Source organism: Pseudomonas sp. Au-Pse12, assembly GCF_021341665.1.
Taxonomy (GTDB): Bacteria; Pseudomonadota; Gammaproteobacteria; order Pseudomonadales; family Pseudomonadaceae; genus Aquipseudomonas.
On the sequence record NZ_JAJTTH010000012.1, the window covers coordinates 1 to 15,854 of the forward strand.

The following is a 15,854-nucleotide window of genomic DNA, read 5'->3' on the forward strand; positions in this document are numbered from 1 at the left end:
GAACGCGCCCTCGACCAGCCGCCACAAAAAACGCCCCGGGTCTTGCGACCAGGGGCGTTCTTCATTTCAGCGCAGTGACTCAGCGATTGCGGGTCAGCAGTGCCGGTTTCTCGCCCCGTGGGCGGCTTGGCAACTGATCCAGTTGCTCAGGCGTCGGGAAGCGGTCGGCCTTGGACTCCTTGTGCATGATCTTCGGCTGGTTGCTCCGAGGATTCTGCACGGCGGGTTCCTGGCGGGCCTGGTCGTCACGGTTCGGCCGGCGGTTGCGCGACTCGTCGCGACGGCCTTGGCTGTCACGCGGGGCACCGCTGCGCGGGCCATTGTTACGCTTGGCTGGCGCGGTGCCGGTGGTGCTGCCGTTGCTGTTGCGCGGGTTGCCGGAGCGGCCCTGGCCACCACCTGCACCGCCGCGTGGCGGATTGCCGGCACCGGCACCCTGGGCTGGAGCGCCTGGGCGGCGGCCGCGGCTCTGGTTGTTCTTGTTCTGGTACGGGCTGACGTAGTCCGCGCGGTTACCAAAGTTGTCCACGTCGTCGTCGAGGAACTCGTCCGGTGCCCGGTCGGCACGGGGCGTCGGCTGACGCTGTTCGCGGGCTGGGGTGCCTTCACGAGGCTTCTGCTCGCGGGCCGGGCGTTCGCCACGGGCCGGCTTGTCTTTGCCGCCCTTGTCCTTGCCTTTGTCCTTGCGGCCGCCACCACCGCCACCGCCGTTCGGGCCGTCGCCGCGTGGGCCACGGGGATTGCGCGGGTTGCGCACGTCCGGACGCTCGCGCACTTCCGGCTTCTCGGCTTCCACGGTGCTGGCATCGAAGCCCATCAGGTCGCCGTCGGCGATCTTCTGCTTGGTCATGCGCTCGATGCTTTTCAGCAGTTTTTCTTCGTCCGGGGCCACCAGGGAGATGGCCTCGCCCGAGCGCCCGGCACGGCCGGTACGACCGATACGGTGCACGTAGTCTTCATCGACGTTAGGCAGCTCGAAGTTGACCACGTGTGGCAGTTGGTCGATATCCAGGCCACGGGCGGCGATATCGGTGGCGACCAGGATCCGCACGTCGCCGGCCTTGAAGTCGGCCAGGGCTTTGGTGCGGGCGTTCTGGCTCTTGTTGCCGTGGATCGCCACGGCGCTCAGGCCGTGTTTGTCCAGGTACTCGGCCAGGCGGTTGGCGCCGTGCTTGGTGCGGGTGAACACCAGCACCTGTTCCCAGGCACCGGCGGTGATCAGGTGGGCCAGCAGCGAGCGCTTGTGGCTGGCGGGCAGGCGGAACACCCGCTGCTCGATACGTTCCACCGTGGTGTTCGGTGGAGTGACTTCGATGCGCTCGGGGTTGTGCAGCAGCTTGCCGGCCAGGTCCGTGATGTCCTTGGAGAAGGTCGCGGAGAACAGCAGGTTCTGGCGCTTGGCTGGCAGGCGCGCGAGGACCTTCTTCACGTCATGGACGAAGCCCATGTCGAGCATGCGGTCGGCTTCGTCGAGTACCAGGATTTCCACGTGGGACAGGTCGACGCTACCTTGGCCGGCCAGGTCCAGCAGACGGCCGGGGCACGCCACCAGTACATCGACGCCACGGGACATGGCCTGGACCTGGGGGTTCATGCCGACGCCGCCGAAGATGCAGGCGCTGACGAACTTCAGGTCGCGGGCGTACAGCTTGAAGCTGTCATGCACCTGGGCGGCCAGTTCGCGGGTCGGGGTCAGGACCAGTACGCGGGGTTGGCGCGGGCCGTGACGCTGGGATTTGTCCGGGTGACCGTTGGGAAACAACCGCTCCAGGATCGGAAGGGCGAAACCGCCGGTTTTACCAGTACCTGTCTGTGCCGCGACCATCAGATCGCGACCTTGCAACACGGCGGGAATGGCCCGCTGTTGCACCGGAGTAGGCTGGGTGTAGCCGGCGGCTTCGATGGCGCCGACTAAAGCCTCGGAGAGACCGAGGGAAGCAAAGGACATGAGTAATCCTGTTTTAGTGAGGGCTTGGCCCAAAGGGATAATCTTGCCGGGCGTGAATGGCGTTTAAGAGGACGCAATCCCGTCCGGTCCTGCTGGCCTGAAGGCTCATTCACCGGTGGCTCGCGCGGGCCGGATGGCTGCGCCGTAGCGGGGTGGAGAGGCCTTGAACAGGGTCCAGCGTCCGGGCGTGAGCCTGGCGGGAGGCCGGAGTATAACAGAGCATTCAGTGTGCGCTGCTTTCCTGCTGCTCAACGGTTTTTTCTGATTCTCGGGTTGATGAAGCCCTGACGGGTGGCAGAGTGGGTTCCGCTCCGTACTTGGCGCTCAACTGCGCATAGGCCGGTTCGCGCTTGAAACGCTTGAGCTCGGCGCCGAAACGCTGGACCAACAGGTCCATGCCGGCATTGCGGCGCACCGCCAGGTATTGGCTCTGACGGCTGATGACGGTGGGGTTCTGGCTGATCTGGTCGCGCAGCCCCAGGCTGTCCAGCAGGTGCTGGCCAACGCGTTTGTCGGTAATCAACAGGTCGATCCGCCCCAGCAGTAACTTGCCGAAGTTGGCCTCGTGGGTGGGCGCGGGCTCGTGGTTGAACAGGGTCGAGTTGCTGAAATCGTCGCTGTACAGATAGCCGGGGGAGGTGCCGATGGTCAGGCCCTTGAGTTCATCCAGGTGTTTGAACGGGTGCGGGCGCTGGTTGGCGTAGAACATCACGAATTCCACGTCCGAGAGTGGTTCGCTGGGGTAGAGCAGGGTGCCGTCGCGCTGATCGCTGTGAAAGATGTCCAGGGCGCCATCGGCCTGGCCGGTTTCAAGCATGGCCAGGCAGCGTTTCCAGGGCAGGAACTGCCATTCCACGTCGATGCCCAGGCGCTGGAAGACGATGGCCGTGGTCTCGTAGTCCAGTCCCTTGGCCCGGCCATTTTCCTCATAGACGTAGGGCGCCCAGGGTTCGGTGACAATACGCAGCCTCTCGCCATGGGCTGCAAGGCTCAGGCAAGTGCAGAGAAGGGCGGTCAGCAACCGGGCTATGACGGACATTGCTGGAGATTACGACGAGAGATCATGCAATTGCTAGGGGCAGTTCCAGGCGCTCTAGCTCAAGCCTGTCGCAAATAAAAAGGCCCTGGTTTTCACCAGGGCCCAGTCCTTGTGTTGCTGCGCTATCAGCGCGGCAGCTTCAGGTTGTTCCAGATTGCCAGGCTGGGGTCGGCCTGGTTCAAGGTGTAGAAGTGCAGCCCGGGGGCGCCGCCCTGGAGCAGGCGTTCACACATCTCGCTGATTACCTGCTCGCCGAAGGCCTGGATGCTGGCGCTGTCATCGCCATAGGCTTCCAGCTGCTTGCGGATCCAGCGCGGCAGCTCGGCGCCGCAGGCGTCGGAGAAACGCGCCAGCTTGCTGTAGTTGGTGATTGGCATGATGCCCGGCACGATCGGGATGTTCACGCCCATCTTCTGCACACGCTCGACGAAGTAGAAGTAGCTGTCGGCGTTGAAGAAGTACTGGGTGATCGCGCTGTCGGCGCCGGCATTGGCCTTGCGCACGAAGTTGACCAGGTCTTCCTCGAAATTGCGTGCCTGCGGGTGCATTTCCGGGTAAGCGGCGACTTCGATGTGGAAGTGGCTGCCGGTTTCTTCGCGGATGAAACTCACTAGGTCATTGGCGTAGCGCAGCTCACCGCTGGCCATGCCCATGCCCGAAGGCAGGTCGCCGCGCAGGGCGACAATGCGCTTGATGCCAGCAGCCTGATACTGCTGGAGCAGGCCGCGCAGGTCGGCCTTGCTGTCGCCGACGCACGACAGGTGCGGGGCCGCAGGGACTTTAACTTCGCTCTCCAGTTGCAGCACGGTATTGACCGTGCGGTCACGGGTCGAGCCGCCGGCACCATAGGTGCAGGAGAAGAAATCGGGGTTGTAGCTGGCCAGCTGACGGGCAGTGGCGAGCAGTTTTTCATGCCCAGCATCGGTCTTGGTGGGGAAGAACTCGAAGCTGTAACGACGGTCTTGGGACATGGAGGGAACCTCCAGCTACAAGCCGCAAGCCGCAGCGCCAGGAGAAGCGTGGGTGCGCTCATCTCCTGTTTCTGGAGCCTGTTGCCTGACACTGTTTAAGCAAATAGGGGCGAAGCTGAAGGCTTTGTGCGGCAAGCCGGGCTTGTGGCCCTGGCTTGCCGCTTGAAGCTCAAAGCTTGCAGCTGCTCTTAGTAGCGGTAAGCGTCTGGCTTGAATGGACCTTCGACGGTCACGCCGATGTACTCAGCCTGTTGCTTGGTCAGTTGAGTGACCACGCCGCCGAAGCCGCGAACCATTTCCAGGGCCACTTCTTCGTCGAGTTTCTTCGGCAGTACTTCAACGGTCAGGCGCTCGGCTTTCTGGGCCGGCGACAGGTCGGCGTACTTCTGGCCGAACAGGAAGATCTGCGCCAGGACCTGGTTGGCGAACGAACCGTCCATGATGCGGCTTGGGTGACCGGTGGCGTTGCCCAGGTTCACCAGGCGGCCTTCGGCCAGCAGGATCAGGTAGTCGTCGTTCTGTGGGTCGAAATCGCCATGGCCGGTACGGTGGATCTTGTGTACCTGTGGCTTAACTTCTTCCCATGCCCAGTTCTTGCGCATGAAAGCGGTGTCGATTTCGTTGTCGAAGTGGCCGATGTTGCAGACCACGGCGCGCTTCTTCAGGGCCTTGAGCATGTTTGCGTCGCAAACATTGACGTTACCGGTGGTGGTCACGATCAGGTCGATCTTGCCCAGCAGGGCCTTGTCGATGCTGGCTTCGGTGCCGTGGTTGATACCGTCGATGAACGGCGAAACCAGTTCGAAACCGTCCATGCAGGCTTGCATGGCGCAGATCGGGTCAACTTCCGAAACCTTGACGATCATGCCTTCCTGACGCAGCGACTGAGCCGAGCCCTTGCCCACGTCACCGTAGCCGATGACCAGCGCTTGCTTGCCGGACAGCAGGTGGTCGGTGCCGCGCTTGATGGCGTCGTTCAGGCTGTGACGGCAGCCGTACTTGTTGTCGTTCTTGCTCTTGGTCACCGAGTCGTTGACGTTGATCGCAGGAACCTTCAGCTCGCCCTTGGCCAGCATGTCCAGCAGACGGTGCACGCCAGTGGTGGTTTCTTCGGTCACGCCGTGAACGCGATCCAGCACTTGCGGGTATTTATCGTGCAGCAGCTGGGTCAGGTCGCCGCCGTCGTCGAGGATCATGTTGGCGTCCCAAGGCTGGCCATCCTTGAGGATGGTCTGCTCCAGGCACCACTCGTACTCTTCCTCGGTTTCACCTTTCCAGGCGAATACAGGAATGCCGGCGGCGGCGATGGACGCAGCGGCCTGGTCTTGAGTCGAGAAGATGTTGCAGGACGACCAGCGTACTTCGGCACCCAGGGCAACCAGGGTTTCGATCAGCACGGCGGTCTGGATGGTCATGTGGATGCAGCCGAGGATTTTCGCGCCCTTGAGCGGCTGTTCGGCCAGGTACTTGCGGCGCAGACCCATCAGGGCTGGCATTTCCGATTCGGCGATGATGGTTTCGCGACGACCCCAGGCAGCCAGGGAGATGTCGGCGACTTTGTAGTCGGTAAAACCTGCAGGCGTGTTTACAGCGCTCATCAAGAGCCTCCATTCGTAGTGTGCGAATGGGCGCCGTTGTGCGTTTAGTGTCCGTACAGGGAACCCTGTACCAACAACGCCCCATCCGAGCCTGACAGGTCATGCCTGCTGCAGCGCCCCTCGGACAGGTGGCGGGAAAACGGTATCAAGTGCAGATGACCGTTTTGAAACGGTGGCGATTATAGCTTTCTTTGAGCGGCAAGGCGCAAGCTTCAAGCGGTAAGTAAAAGCAGGCCGATTTTTACTTGCAGCTTGTGGCTTGAAACTTGAAGCTGGGGGCGTCCACTACATATCGCTCAAACACCTTGGAGCCCCCATGAATTTCCACACCCGCAAGTGGGTAAAACCCGAAGACCTCAACCCCAACGGCACGCTGTTCGGCGGCAGTTTGCTGCGCTGGATCGATGAGGAAGCGGCGATCTACGCCATTGTCCAACTGGGCAACCAACGTGTGGTGACCAAGTACATCTCGGAAATCAACTTTGTCAGTGCTTCGCGCCAGGGCGACATCATCGAGCTGGGTATCACCGCCACCGAATTCGGTCGCACCTCGATCACCCTGACGTGTGAAGTGCGCAACAAGATCACCCGCAAATCCATTCTCACGGTCGAGAAGATGGTCTTCGTCAACCTCGGCGAAGACGGCTTGCCGGCGCCCCATGGCCGCACCGAAATCAAATACGTCAAGGACCAGTTCAAGGACGACGCTTCCGACGCCTGATGCCGGGCGCAGGAAAGGAACAGCCCTGAGCCCCGCGTGTCGTAGCTGAATGACCCGCCTGGCTCAGGAGCCTCACGGATGGGCAAGCCGAGCCGGGCCGCGAACATCATTGGCGGCAGTTTCATCGTTGCCCTGATCAGCCATGCCCAGGCGCGCAGTGAAAGCGACAAACCAAACAACAACGCGGACCGGGCACCAGCGCCCGATCCGCGGCAGATCAAAAAATGATCAATGGGCCTCGGCCTTGGCCGCCGGGGCATCCTCGGTGACATGGCGCACCAGTTTGCCGATGGTCAGCCCCTGCAGCAGGATCGACGACAGCACCACGATGTAGGTAATGCTCAGCACCAGGTCGCGTTCTGGCCCCAGAGGCAGGGCCAGCGCCAGGGCGACCGAGACGCCGCCCCGCAAACCGCCCCAGGTCAGCACGCGGATGGTGCCGCGGGGTACGCTGCGCCAGCGCCGCAACAGCAGGATCGCCGGGGCCACGGTGAGCACCCGCGACAGCACGATGGCCACCGCCAGCAGGCTGGCGGCCGCCAGGTGCAGCCAGTTGAAGGGCAGCAGCAACAGTTCCAGGCCGATCAGGGCGAACAGCAGCGCGTTGAGCATGTCGTCGAGCAACTCCCAGAAACCGTCCAGGTAGCGCCGGGTCATGTCGTTCATCGCCAGGTTGCGCCCCAGGTTGCCGATGATCAGGCCGGCCACCACCATGGCGATCGGTGCCGAGACGTGCAGCTCGCTGGCCATCGCCGAACCGCCGATCACCAGCGCCAGGGTCAGCATCACCTCGATCTGGTGCTGCTCGATGCTCTTGATCATCAGGTACACCAGGTAACCGATCAGCCCGCCGAACAGCACGCCACCGATGGCTTCGTGCACGAACAGCCACGCCGTGGCGGCCACGGTCGGGGTTTCTCCCAGTTGAGCGATACCCAACAGCACGGTGAACACCACCACCGCGGTGCCGTCATTGAACAGCGACTCACCGACGATGGTGGTCTTCAGTGGCTTGGAGGCGTTGGCGGTACGCAACACGCCCAGTACCGCGATCGGGTCGGTGGGAGAAATCAGTGCCCCGAACAGCAGGCAGTAAAGGAAGCTCACCTGCCAGCCGAACAGGCCGAAGATCCAGTAGGCCAGGCTGCCAATGACGAACGTGGCGATCAGCACGCCGACGGTGGCCAGCAGGCCAATGGGCCAGCGATAGCTGCGCAGGTCGTTGAGATTGACGTGCAAGGCGCCGGCGAACAGCAGAAACGACAGCATCCAGTTCATCAGCAGATCGCCGAAGTCGATCTTGCCGATCAATTCCTCCACATGTTCCTCCAGGCCGGGGTAGCCCAGATAGCTCAGGCCTTGCAGCAGCAGTGAGAAAAGCAGGGCGGTGACCATCACGCCGATGGTCGGCGGCAGGCCGATAAAACGGAAGTTGACGTAGGTGAGTAGGGTCGTCAGGCAGATAAAGGCAGCGACAAGTTCAAGCATCCGGACTCCTTTGGATGATTACGGAAAAAGCGGCCTGAACGCTTTCAGGCTAGGGGTTTGATGTATCGGCCTCGACGAGGGGCACAGTTTTCGCCAGCGGCGCCTGGCCGCAGCCATTGACCACGGCGTGGCGGCGACGTTGCAGGCCATTGCGGAAAAGTGCATCGAGCAGGCCCATGTTGCCGAATTTGCCGTCGGCACCGCCAAATGCGCTGACAGGCCGTGCAAGCGCGCCCGCCGGCGTGCGAGGATTCCAGGCCTGTGTCCGCGCAGGGACTGTCCACATTTCTTCAGGCAAGCAGGGAGCGCAAGGTGCTGGCGACAAGTCTGGTTCTGGTGGCGGCGCTGTTGCACGCGGCCTGGAATACCTTGATCAAGTTCAGTGGCGAGCGCCTGTTGGTGGTGGCCTGCATGGACACCGTGGCCTTGCTGTTTGTGGCCGTCATGGTGTTTTTCCTGGAATGGCCGCCGCTGGACATCTGGCCCTGGATCATGGCCTCGGCGGCCTTCGAGCTGCTGTATCGCTATCTGCTGATCCAGGCCTACCGAGTGGGAGATCTCGGGCTGGTGTACCCGCTGATGCGCGGTCTTTCGCCGCTGGTGGTGCTGGCGCTGACCCTGATCTTCGCTGGCGAAGTGCTGAGTACCCAGCAGGTCCTCGGCATTCTGCTGATTCCCTTCGGCATGCTCTGCCTGCTCTGGCAAGGGGGCGGTGGGGCACGGCTGCCCTGGTCGATGCTGCCGGTGGTGGCGTTGATCGGGCTGTGCATCGGTTGCTACACCTATATCGACGGCCAGGCGCTGCGCCGCTGGTCGCACCCGCTGGACTACCTGACGTGGGTCACGTTGCTCAGTGCCTGGCCCTTCCCGCTGCTGGCGGTGGTATGGAAGCGCCCGGCGTTTGTGCAGTTCTGGCGCGAGCAATGGCGCCTGGGGCTGAGTGTCGGGTTCTGCGTGCTGTTCAGCTACGCTCTGGTGCTTTGGGCCATGCAACTGGGGTCGATCGCCGAAGCGGCGGCGTTGCGTGAGATCAGTGTGATTCTGGTGGTGCTGTTCGGCATGCGCTACCTGAAAGAACCTTTCGGCCGGCCACGGCTCTTAGCCTGTGGATTGGTGCTGATTGGCATGTTGGTGATGAAGTTCTGAACACTCCCTAAAACTCTAAAAAAGGATTTGCTCCATGACTGTCGCTTTCTGGTGTGTGTTGATCGCAATTGTCCTGCCCTACCTGTGTACCGCCATCGCCAAGGGCGCCGGCAAATACGGGCTCCGCTACAACCATGACCCACGGGCGTTCCTGAGTACCCTGGAGGGGCTGCCCAAGCGGGCCCACAACGCGCAGCTCAACGGTTTCGAGGTGACCCCGGCCTTCGCGGCGGCGGTGATCATCGCCCATGTGGCGGGTAACGCCGAACTGGTGACGATCAACGTGCTGGCGGTGCTGTTTATCACCAGCCGCCTGCTGTACATGATCTGCTACCTGGCGGACTGGGCGATCCTGCGCTCCCTGGTGTGGTTCGTGGGCATGGGCCTGATCGCCAGCTTCTTCTTCGTGTCCGTCTGATTCCCGCCGCCGTGGGAGCCGGCTTGCCGGCGAAAGCGTCCTCAAGGTCGTCTTCGCCGGCAAGGGGTCACGGGGTATTGGCAACTTCCGGCACTTTGGGCAGCGCTGCGCCCTTGGGCCAGAGCATCCAGATCTGCCCCTGCTGCTTCATGTCGCCGGCCAGTTGTCCGGCGGCGTCACCTGTACCCCAGAACAGGTCGGCGCGTACTTCGCCGGTAATTGCACCGCCCGTGTCCTGGGCGGCTACCGGCCGTACCAGGCTGCTGCCATCCGGGCGGGTGGTGGACAGCCACAGCAGGCTGCCCAGGGGAATCACCTTGCGGTCGACCGCGACGCTATAGCCGGAAGTCAGTGGCACGTTCAATGAGCCACGCGGGCCTTCGTTGCTGTCCGGGTTGCGGTTGAAGAATACGTAGCTGGGGTTGCTGCCCAGCAGTTCGGGAATCCGCGCCGGATGGGCTTTGGCCCAGGCGGCGATGGTGCCCATGGTCACGTCCTCTTTCTTCAGTTCGCCCTGATCCACCAGCCAGCGGCCGATGGGCCGGTACGGATGGCCATTCTGGTCGGCATAGCCAATCCGCAATTGCCGCCCGTCATCCAGCTGGATTCGCCCGGAGCCCTGTATCTGCAGGAACTGCAGGTCCATCGGGTCGGTCAGCCAGGCAATCACCGGCGCCTTGGCCCCTTTGTTCTCGATGGTGGCGGCATCGTCATAGGGCTTGAGCACCCGGCCTTCGAGCCGGCCTCGCAGGCGCTTACCCTTGAGCTCCGGGTAGAGGCTGTCCAGGGCGACGATGATCATGTCGTCCGGCACTCCGTATACCGGCACGTTGGCCACCTGGGTCTGAGTCAGGCTGCCGGGATACACCGGCTCGTAGTAGCCAGTGATCAGGCCGGTGCTGCTGCCGCTGCCCGAGCGCAAGCCGTAGACCTGCAGGTGTTCCTGGAGAAAGCCGCGGATTGCCTCGGGGGTTTGCGGCACGTTTGCCGCTGCAGCGCAGGTGCTACCCCATACCGGGTCGGCCTTGAGGCGGGTACAGGCACTGCGCCAGGAGCCAAAACCGGCCAGCAGGTCGTTGTCGGCGACGCTGGGCAAGGTTTCCCAACTGGCGCTGTTATAGGTGGCCAGGGCATGAGTGGCTGCAGGCTTGGTATTGTCGCCGCCGTTGCAGCCAGCGAGCAGCGCCAGGGCCGGCAGGGCCCAGAGCAAATGACGAGGCCAGCGGAGCAGGCTCGGGTTCATGGCGTATTTCCTTGAGGAGTTGTCCGCCGCATGAGTGCTCGGGGGCAACCCATATTATTAATAGGGCTATTGGTGTTTGCCGGGGAGGCGAGGATACTGGCCGCCGTTTCCGTGACCAGACCTGAAGCCACCATGACGCTAAAAAGACTTTCTGTTGTATTGCTGGCCTGCCTGACGCTTTCCGCCTGTGGCGGTGTCGACCCCAACTCTCCCCTGGGGCAGCGCAAGGTGATCTTCAAGCAGATGCTCAAGACCGGCGAGGACCTGGGGGGCATGTTGCGTGGGCGGATTCCTTTCGACGGCGCACGCTTTGCCGAAGGCGCGGTGAAGCTCGACAGCCTGTCCCACGAGCCCTGGAAGCACTTCCCCGAGGTCAAGGAAGAGGACCACAGTAGTGCCACCGATGACGTCTGGCGTAAGCAGGCGCGCTTCCAGGAACTGGCCCGAACCCTTGAGGCGGCCACCGGTGAGCTGGTGACGGTCAGCCAGGTCCAGCCTTACAAGGCCAGCAACCTGGGGCCGGCGGTGCAGAAGGTCGAGGACGCTTGCAGTGCCTGCCACAAAGAGTTCCGTAATCATTGACTGACGGCCCTGCTGAGCAGGGCCTTGGCCATCGGGACGCTTACTTGTCCAGTTCGTCTAGGGCTTGCTGCAGTTCCTTGCGGGACTCGGCAAGCTTGTCCTTGCGCTTGTTGATCTTCTCCGAGTCGCCTTTCTTCATGGCCTTGTCCAGGTCGGCCTGGCGCCGGCTGACTTCATGCTTGGCTTCTAGCACCTTGTTTTCCCGTTCCTTTTTCAGCGAGGCGTCGGTGCAGTAGGTGGTGACATTGCTCAGGGCGCGTTCCAGGCCGGCTTGCTGGTCGCTGTTGCCATGGGCCTTGGCTTGTTCGATCTGCTCCATGATGGCCTGGCGCTTGGCGGCGCAGCCGGTCAGCTGTGGGGCCGGCTCGTTGGCCAGCAACGGCGCGCTGATCAGGCTGCAAAGGGTCAGGGCGGCGAGCGATGGGAAAAATTTCATTGAAGGCTCCAGGTGAAAAAGATCAAAAAATAACCAATGAAAGAACACTGACTGTTGTGCCGGGAATGGGCAGTTGGAGCGCATTCCAGCCTAAGTGGTTCAACGTGCACATCAAGCTAAAAACCTTCGATTCCGGCGGCATTCAGGGCGCCCTGCAGGGCCCGTACATGCGGGTCTTGGAAAAACGCCACCAGCTGCGCGGCCCGTCCCGCTCCGATCCCGGCTTCATTCTGCCAGTCCAGGCTGCTTCTCTGGGCCAGTGTCTGCCATGGGCCGCTCAGGTCGGCCGAGCCACTGGGAGGCAAGCCAATGGCCTTCAGCCAGCGAGGAAACGGCTGCTGCCTGGCGCCGTGCAGGCTCTTGAGCAGACGCTGACTGCTGTGTTCGCCGAAGCCGGCAATGTTAGCAAGCTCTGCCTGATCCAGGGTCAGCCAATCCAGCAGGCCTTTGATACGGCCTGTTTCAATCAGCCTGGCCCAGGTCTGGCTGCCGACATTCTGCAGATTCAGGCCCTGTTTGCCGCTGAGCCAGGTCAGTCGGGCCAGGAATTGGCTCTCACAGCCGGGTGACGGCTGCCAGCAACTGAGAACATGAAAGTCTGTTTCCTGCGGCGGCTGGAGGCTCTGGCGCTGGGTGCTTCTGAGCACCACTTCATCCAGGCGCGGGATGGTCAGCCCGGCCAGGCTGATGGCTACCTGATCGCCAGGAACAATGTCCAGGGCTCGCCAACGGGGTAGTGAGCCGACGCTGACACGGCGGATCTGCCGGTCATCCAGGGTCACCGGTTCGATTTCCAGCAGCGGTGTGATGCGTCCCGTGCGGCCAACGTGAAAACGCACCTGACGGACATTCGCTAGGGCCTGGGCGTAGGGGTATTTCCAGGCGGCAATCCAGTGCGCCACCTTGGCTTGCCAGCGTTCAGCGGTGGGGCGCCGGCTTTGCCGCAGAATGATGCCGTCGCTGGCAAAGGGCAGGGGCGAGCGGTACCAGCGGGCTCGCCACTGTTGGGCATCGGCCAGGCCCTCGATGGGCTGGCTGTATGAACGTCCCTCGGGAAAGCCCAGGCTCGCCAGTTGTTCCAGGCGTTCGCTCATGGTGGCGGGGCCCTGGGGCCAATCCCAGACGAACAGCCCGATCTGCGCGGCCTCTGCCGCTGCCAGCTGTTTGCGCGCCATCCAGCCCGCCACTCGGTTACGCGCCTTGAGGCTGCCGGCGCGAGACTGGACATGTTGCTCCAGGCGTAGATAAAGCTCCCCTTGAAGCAACAGGTCGACAGGCCGGGGCAACCGCTTGGGGATGGCCTCGATCTGTCGAGCGGCGCTGGTCCAGTCGTGGCCGTGCACGCCATCGCCGCGGCTGAGTGCCTGCTGGAAATGCCCTCGGCGGTAGATCAGGGTCACCGCTACGCCGTCGATCTTGGGCTGCACCCAGATGTTGTCGCGGCCTGTGAGCCAGCGTCCCACGGCCTTGGCGTCGGCGAGTTTTTCCACTCCCGTGTGGGCAATGGTGTGGGGAATGCTGCCCTCGGCGCCGAGCAGTGGCTGGTCCGTTGCCTGGGGAAGTTGTGCAAAGCACTGGCGCAAGTTGCCGAGGCGCTGGCGGGACTGGTCGTAGAGTTCGTCCGCTATGGGCGACTGGCCGTCGCGGTGGTAGCTGCGGTCCCAGCGCTGCACTTGCTGCTGCAGGACGGCGATTTCTTCGGCAGCCTGCTGCGCAGTCCAATCAGGGCAACGGGCCAGGGCTAGGAATGGGGTCAGGCTCAGTAACAGGAAGAGTCTTGGCAGCATGGGGAGCATCCTTGCTCTGATGGGCATGCGCTAAAGGCTAGAGGGGATTGGCAGCAGGCTTGGATGAAGGTGTTTGCGAGGTGTTGCGCCGGGGGGTAAAAGCGCATCGTCAATTGCCCCGGGCCCTGCGCTGACGGCAGTCGGCAGGGTCTGGAAGGAAATCTTCAGCCACAAAAAAGCCCCGCCGGACGAGCCGGGCGGGGCTTGGGATGTTGCCAGGTGAAGCTTAGAGGCCGGCAGCAGCGCGCAGGGCGTCGGCGCGGTCGGTCTTTTCCCAAGTGAAGGTGGTGAAGGTGTCGTCACCCACGGTCTTGGTTTGCGGAGCACGGCCGAAGTGACCGTAGGCTGCGGTTTCCTGGTACATCGGGTGCAGCAGGTCGAGCATGGTGGTGATCGCGTATGGGCGCAGGTCGAAGTGCTCGCGGACCAGCTTGACGATCTTGTCGTCACTGATCTTGCCGGTGCCGAAGGTGTTCAGCGAGATCGAAGTCGGTTGGGCCACGCCGATGGCGTAAGACACCTGGATCTCGCAGCGCTCGGCCAGGCCGGCGGCAACGATGTTCTTGGCCACGTAACGACCGGCATAAGCGGCGGAACGGTCAACCTTCGATGGGTCCTTGCCGGAGAACGCGCCGCCGCCGTGACGGGCCATGCCGCCGTAGCTGTCGACGATGATCTTGCGCCCGGTCAGGCCGCAGTCGCCCACTGGGCCGCCGATGATGAACTGGCCGGTCGGGTTGATGTGGAACTGGGTGTCCTTGTGCAGCAGTTCGGCTGGCAGCACGTGCTTGACGATTAGCTCCATCACGCCTTCACGCAGGTCGTTGTAGGACACTTCCGGGTTGTGCTGGGTCGACAGCACTACCGCGTCGATGCCGACCACGATGCCGTTCTCGTAGCGGCAGGTGACCTGGGACTTGGCATCCGGGCGCAGCCAAGGCAGCAGGCCCGACTTGCGTGCTTCGGCCTGGCGGTGCACCAACTGGTGAGAGAAGGCGATGGGCGCGGGCATCAGCGCTGCGGTTTCGTTGCTGGCATAGCCGAACATCAGGCCCTGGTCGCCGGCGCCCTGATCTTCAGGTTTGGCACGGTCCACACCCTGGTTGATGTCGGGGGACTGCTTGCCAATGATGTTCATCACGCCGCAGGTGGCGCCGTCGAAGCCGACGTCGGAGCTGGTATAGCCGATATCGCAGATCACATCGCGAACGATCTGTTCCAGGTCGACCCAGGCGCTGGTGGTGACTTCGCCGGCAACGATGGCCACGCCGGTCTTGACCAGGGTCTCGACCGCAACGCGGGCGTGCTTGTCCTGGGCAATGATGGCGTCCAGCACTGCATCGGAAATCTGGTCAGCGATTTTATCCGGATGCCCTTCAGACACGGACTCGGAGGTGAAAAGGGAGTATTCGCTCATCTCGACGGTTTCCTAAAATTTACCGATGGTGAGTGTCGCCAGCCGGTCGCTGAAAATGGCGGACCTGAATCTGGAAACCATTACGTAAGCCTACATACAGGCTTTCCCCGGGAGTCAGTCCCGCAGCGCTGGCCCAACGGGCCAAATCATCTTGTTCGAAGCCCAGCCAGAGATCACCGCAAGCCTCTTTGGCCCAACTCTGGTTGTGGCTGCACAAATCTGTCACTAACAGGCTGCCGCCTGGTTGCAGCAACTCGGCCATCTGCTTGAGGGCTTCGGCCGGTGCGGCGAAGTGGTGCAGCACCATGTTCAGCACCACGCAGTCGGCCGTCAGTTCCACGCCATCCAGTGCATCGGCCAATTGCAGGCTGACGTTAGCCAGCATTTCGCGTTCACACAGCTGGCGTGCCAGTTCAAGCATGGCCGGGCTGTTGTCCAGTGCGGTTACCCGGGCAAAGCGTCGGGCCAGTTCGGGGAGAAATCCACCGTCGCCGGGGCCGACTTCAATGGCCGTGGCCATTGGGTTGAAACTCAGTTTGTCCAGCAGCGCGAGCACACTGTCGCGGTACTGGGGCAGTCCTGCGATCAGGTCCTGCTGGGCGCGGAACTTCTCCGCCACCCGGGAAAAAAAGTCCTGGCTGGCCGCGGCCCGCTGCCGGTGCACCAGGCCGATCCTGGCCTGCACTTCAACGGGCAGGTTGAGTTGGTCGACCTCTTCCAGCAGCGCTGCGTGCAGCTTGCCACCCAGGAGTTCGGTATGGGGCAGGGCGCGGCGATAGAAAATCGCATTGCCTTCGCGACGGGTCGCCACCAGGTTGGCCTGGGCCAGCACCTTCAAGTGATGACTCATGCCCGACTGGCCAATGGCGAAGATCTGCGCCAGTTCCAGCACGCCAAACGAATCGTTGCTCAGCGCACGCAATACATTCAGTCGCAGGGAGTCACCGCCGGCCTTGCACAGGGCCGCCAGTTCGTCGCAATCGTCATGGCTGATGGCAGGCGCGGGCAGGTTCATGGGGCAGCAGTCTAGAGATGCCCGCAAAGGCCTGCAAGACCAATA

The 15,854-nt window shown here is 62.7% G+C and carries 14 protein-coding genes, 1 pseudogene and 1 riboswitch; of the genes and pseudogenes, 5 read left to right on the forward strand and 10 right to left on the reverse strand.

What is annotated here, in order from left to right:
• Positions 1–79: 79 nt before the first annotated feature.
• From LXM55_RS27105 to ahcY, 4 genes are all read right to left on the reverse strand, one after another.
• Positions 80–1,948, reverse strand: coding sequence for a DEAD/DEAH box helicase (locus LXM55_RS27105; RefSeq protein WP_233323212.1), 1,869 nt, complete (start codon positions 1,946–1,948; stop codon positions 80–82).
• Positions 1,949–2,171: 223 nt separating this feature from the next.
• Positions 2,172–2,987 (reverse strand): substrate-binding periplasmic protein, encoded by an 816-nt coding sequence (locus LXM55_RS27110; protein WP_233323213.1) that lies wholly within the window; start codon positions 2,985–2,987, stop codon positions 2,172–2,174.
• A gap of 125 nt (positions 2,988–3,112) precedes the next feature.
• A complete protein-coding gene (gene metF / locus LXM55_RS27115) occupies positions 3,113–3,958 on the reverse strand; it encodes a methylenetetrahydrofolate reductase [NAD(P)H] (protein ID WP_233323214.1) in 846 nt (281 codons plus the stop codon).
• A gap of 188 nt (positions 3,959–4,146) precedes the next feature.
• Positions 4,147–5,556, reverse strand: a complete 1,410-nt coding sequence (gene ahcY / locus LXM55_RS27120; protein WP_233323215.1) for an adenosylhomocysteinase — start codon at positions 5,554–5,556, stop codon at positions 4,147–4,149.
• A 21-nt stretch (positions 5,557–5,577) separates the two neighbouring features.
• A riboswitch (S-adenosyl-L-homocysteine riboswitch) is annotated at positions 5,578–5,684 on the reverse strand.
• Positions 5,685–5,872: 188 nt separating this feature from the next.
• Here ahcY and LXM55_RS27125 point away from each other — a divergent pair.
• Together LXM55_RS27125 and LXM55_RS27130 are read left to right on the forward strand one after the other, a co-directional pair.
• The gene (locus tag LXM55_RS27125) at positions 5,873–6,277 is read left to right on the forward strand and encodes an acyl-CoA thioesterase (protein ID WP_011063971.1); all 405 of its coding nucleotides are present in this window, start codon (positions 5,873–5,875) and stop codon (positions 6,275–6,277) included.
• A gap of 87 nt (positions 6,278–6,364) precedes the next feature.
• A pseudogene (locus tag LXM55_RS27130) lies at positions 6,365–6,505 on the forward strand (formate/nitrite transporter family protein); the annotation flags it as partial.
• On the opposite strand, the gene LXM55_RS27135 reads toward LXM55_RS27130, so the two are convergent.
• The gene (locus LXM55_RS27135; protein ID WP_233323216.1) at positions 6,506–7,765 is read right to left on the reverse strand and encodes a cation:proton antiporter; all 1,260 of its coding nucleotides are present in this window, start codon (positions 7,763–7,765) and stop codon (positions 6,506–6,508) included. It lies immediately after the preceding pseudogene.
• 312 nt (positions 7,766–8,077) lie between these two features.
• Between LXM55_RS27135 and LXM55_RS27140 the strand changes: the two genes are divergently transcribed.
• Complete coding sequence (locus LXM55_RS27140) at positions 8,078–8,911, forward strand: EamA family transporter (protein ID WP_233323217.1); 834 nt, start codon at positions 8,078–8,080, stop codon at positions 8,909–8,911.
• A gap of 34 nt (positions 8,912–8,945) precedes the next feature.
• Positions 8,946–9,329: an MAPEG family protein gene (locus LXM55_RS27145; RefSeq protein WP_233323218.1), complete on the forward strand. Its 384-nt coding sequence runs from the start codon at positions 8,946–8,948 to the stop codon at positions 9,327–9,329.
• 67 nt (positions 9,330–9,396) lie between these two features.
• Here LXM55_RS27145 and mltA read toward each other — a convergent pair whose 3' ends face one another.
• On the reverse strand, positions 9,397–10,572 hold the full coding sequence (mltA, locus tag LXM55_RS27150; protein WP_233323219.1) for a murein transglycosylase A: 1,176 nt from the start codon (positions 10,570–10,572) through the stop codon (positions 9,397–9,399).
• Between the two features lie 132 nt (positions 10,573–10,704).
• Between mltA and LXM55_RS27155 the strand changes: the two genes are divergently transcribed.
• Positions 10,705–11,154: a c-type cytochrome gene (locus LXM55_RS27155; protein WP_233323220.1), complete on the forward strand. Its 450-nt coding sequence runs from the start codon at positions 10,705–10,707 to the stop codon at positions 11,152–11,154.
• Between the two features lie 40 nt (positions 11,155–11,194).
• Here LXM55_RS27155 and LXM55_RS27160 read toward each other — a convergent pair whose 3' ends face one another.
• From LXM55_RS27160 to LXM55_RS27175, 4 genes are all read right to left on the reverse strand, one after another.
• Positions 11,195–11,590 (reverse strand): DUF1090 domain-containing protein, encoded by a 396-nt coding sequence (locus LXM55_RS27160; RefSeq protein WP_233323221.1) that lies wholly within the window; start codon positions 11,588–11,590, stop codon positions 11,195–11,197.
• Positions 11,591–11,706: 116 nt separating this feature from the next.
• Positions 11,707–13,377, reverse strand: coding sequence for an NAD-dependent DNA ligase LigB (ligB, locus tag LXM55_RS27165; RefSeq protein ID WP_233323222.1), 1,671 nt, complete (start codon positions 13,375–13,377; stop codon positions 11,707–11,709).
• A 226-nt stretch (positions 13,378–13,603) separates the two neighbouring features.
• A complete protein-coding gene (gene metK / locus LXM55_RS27170; RefSeq protein ID WP_060841492.1) occupies positions 13,604–14,794 on the reverse strand; it encodes a methionine adenosyltransferase in 1,191 nt (396 codons plus the stop codon).
• A 19-nt stretch (positions 14,795–14,813) separates the two neighbouring features.
• The gene (locus LXM55_RS27175; RefSeq protein ID WP_233323223.1) at positions 14,814–15,809 is read right to left on the reverse strand and encodes an ArsR/SmtB family transcription factor; all 996 of its coding nucleotides are present in this window, start codon (positions 15,807–15,809) and stop codon (positions 14,814–14,816) included.
• Positions 15,810–15,854 lie beyond the last annotated feature (45 nt).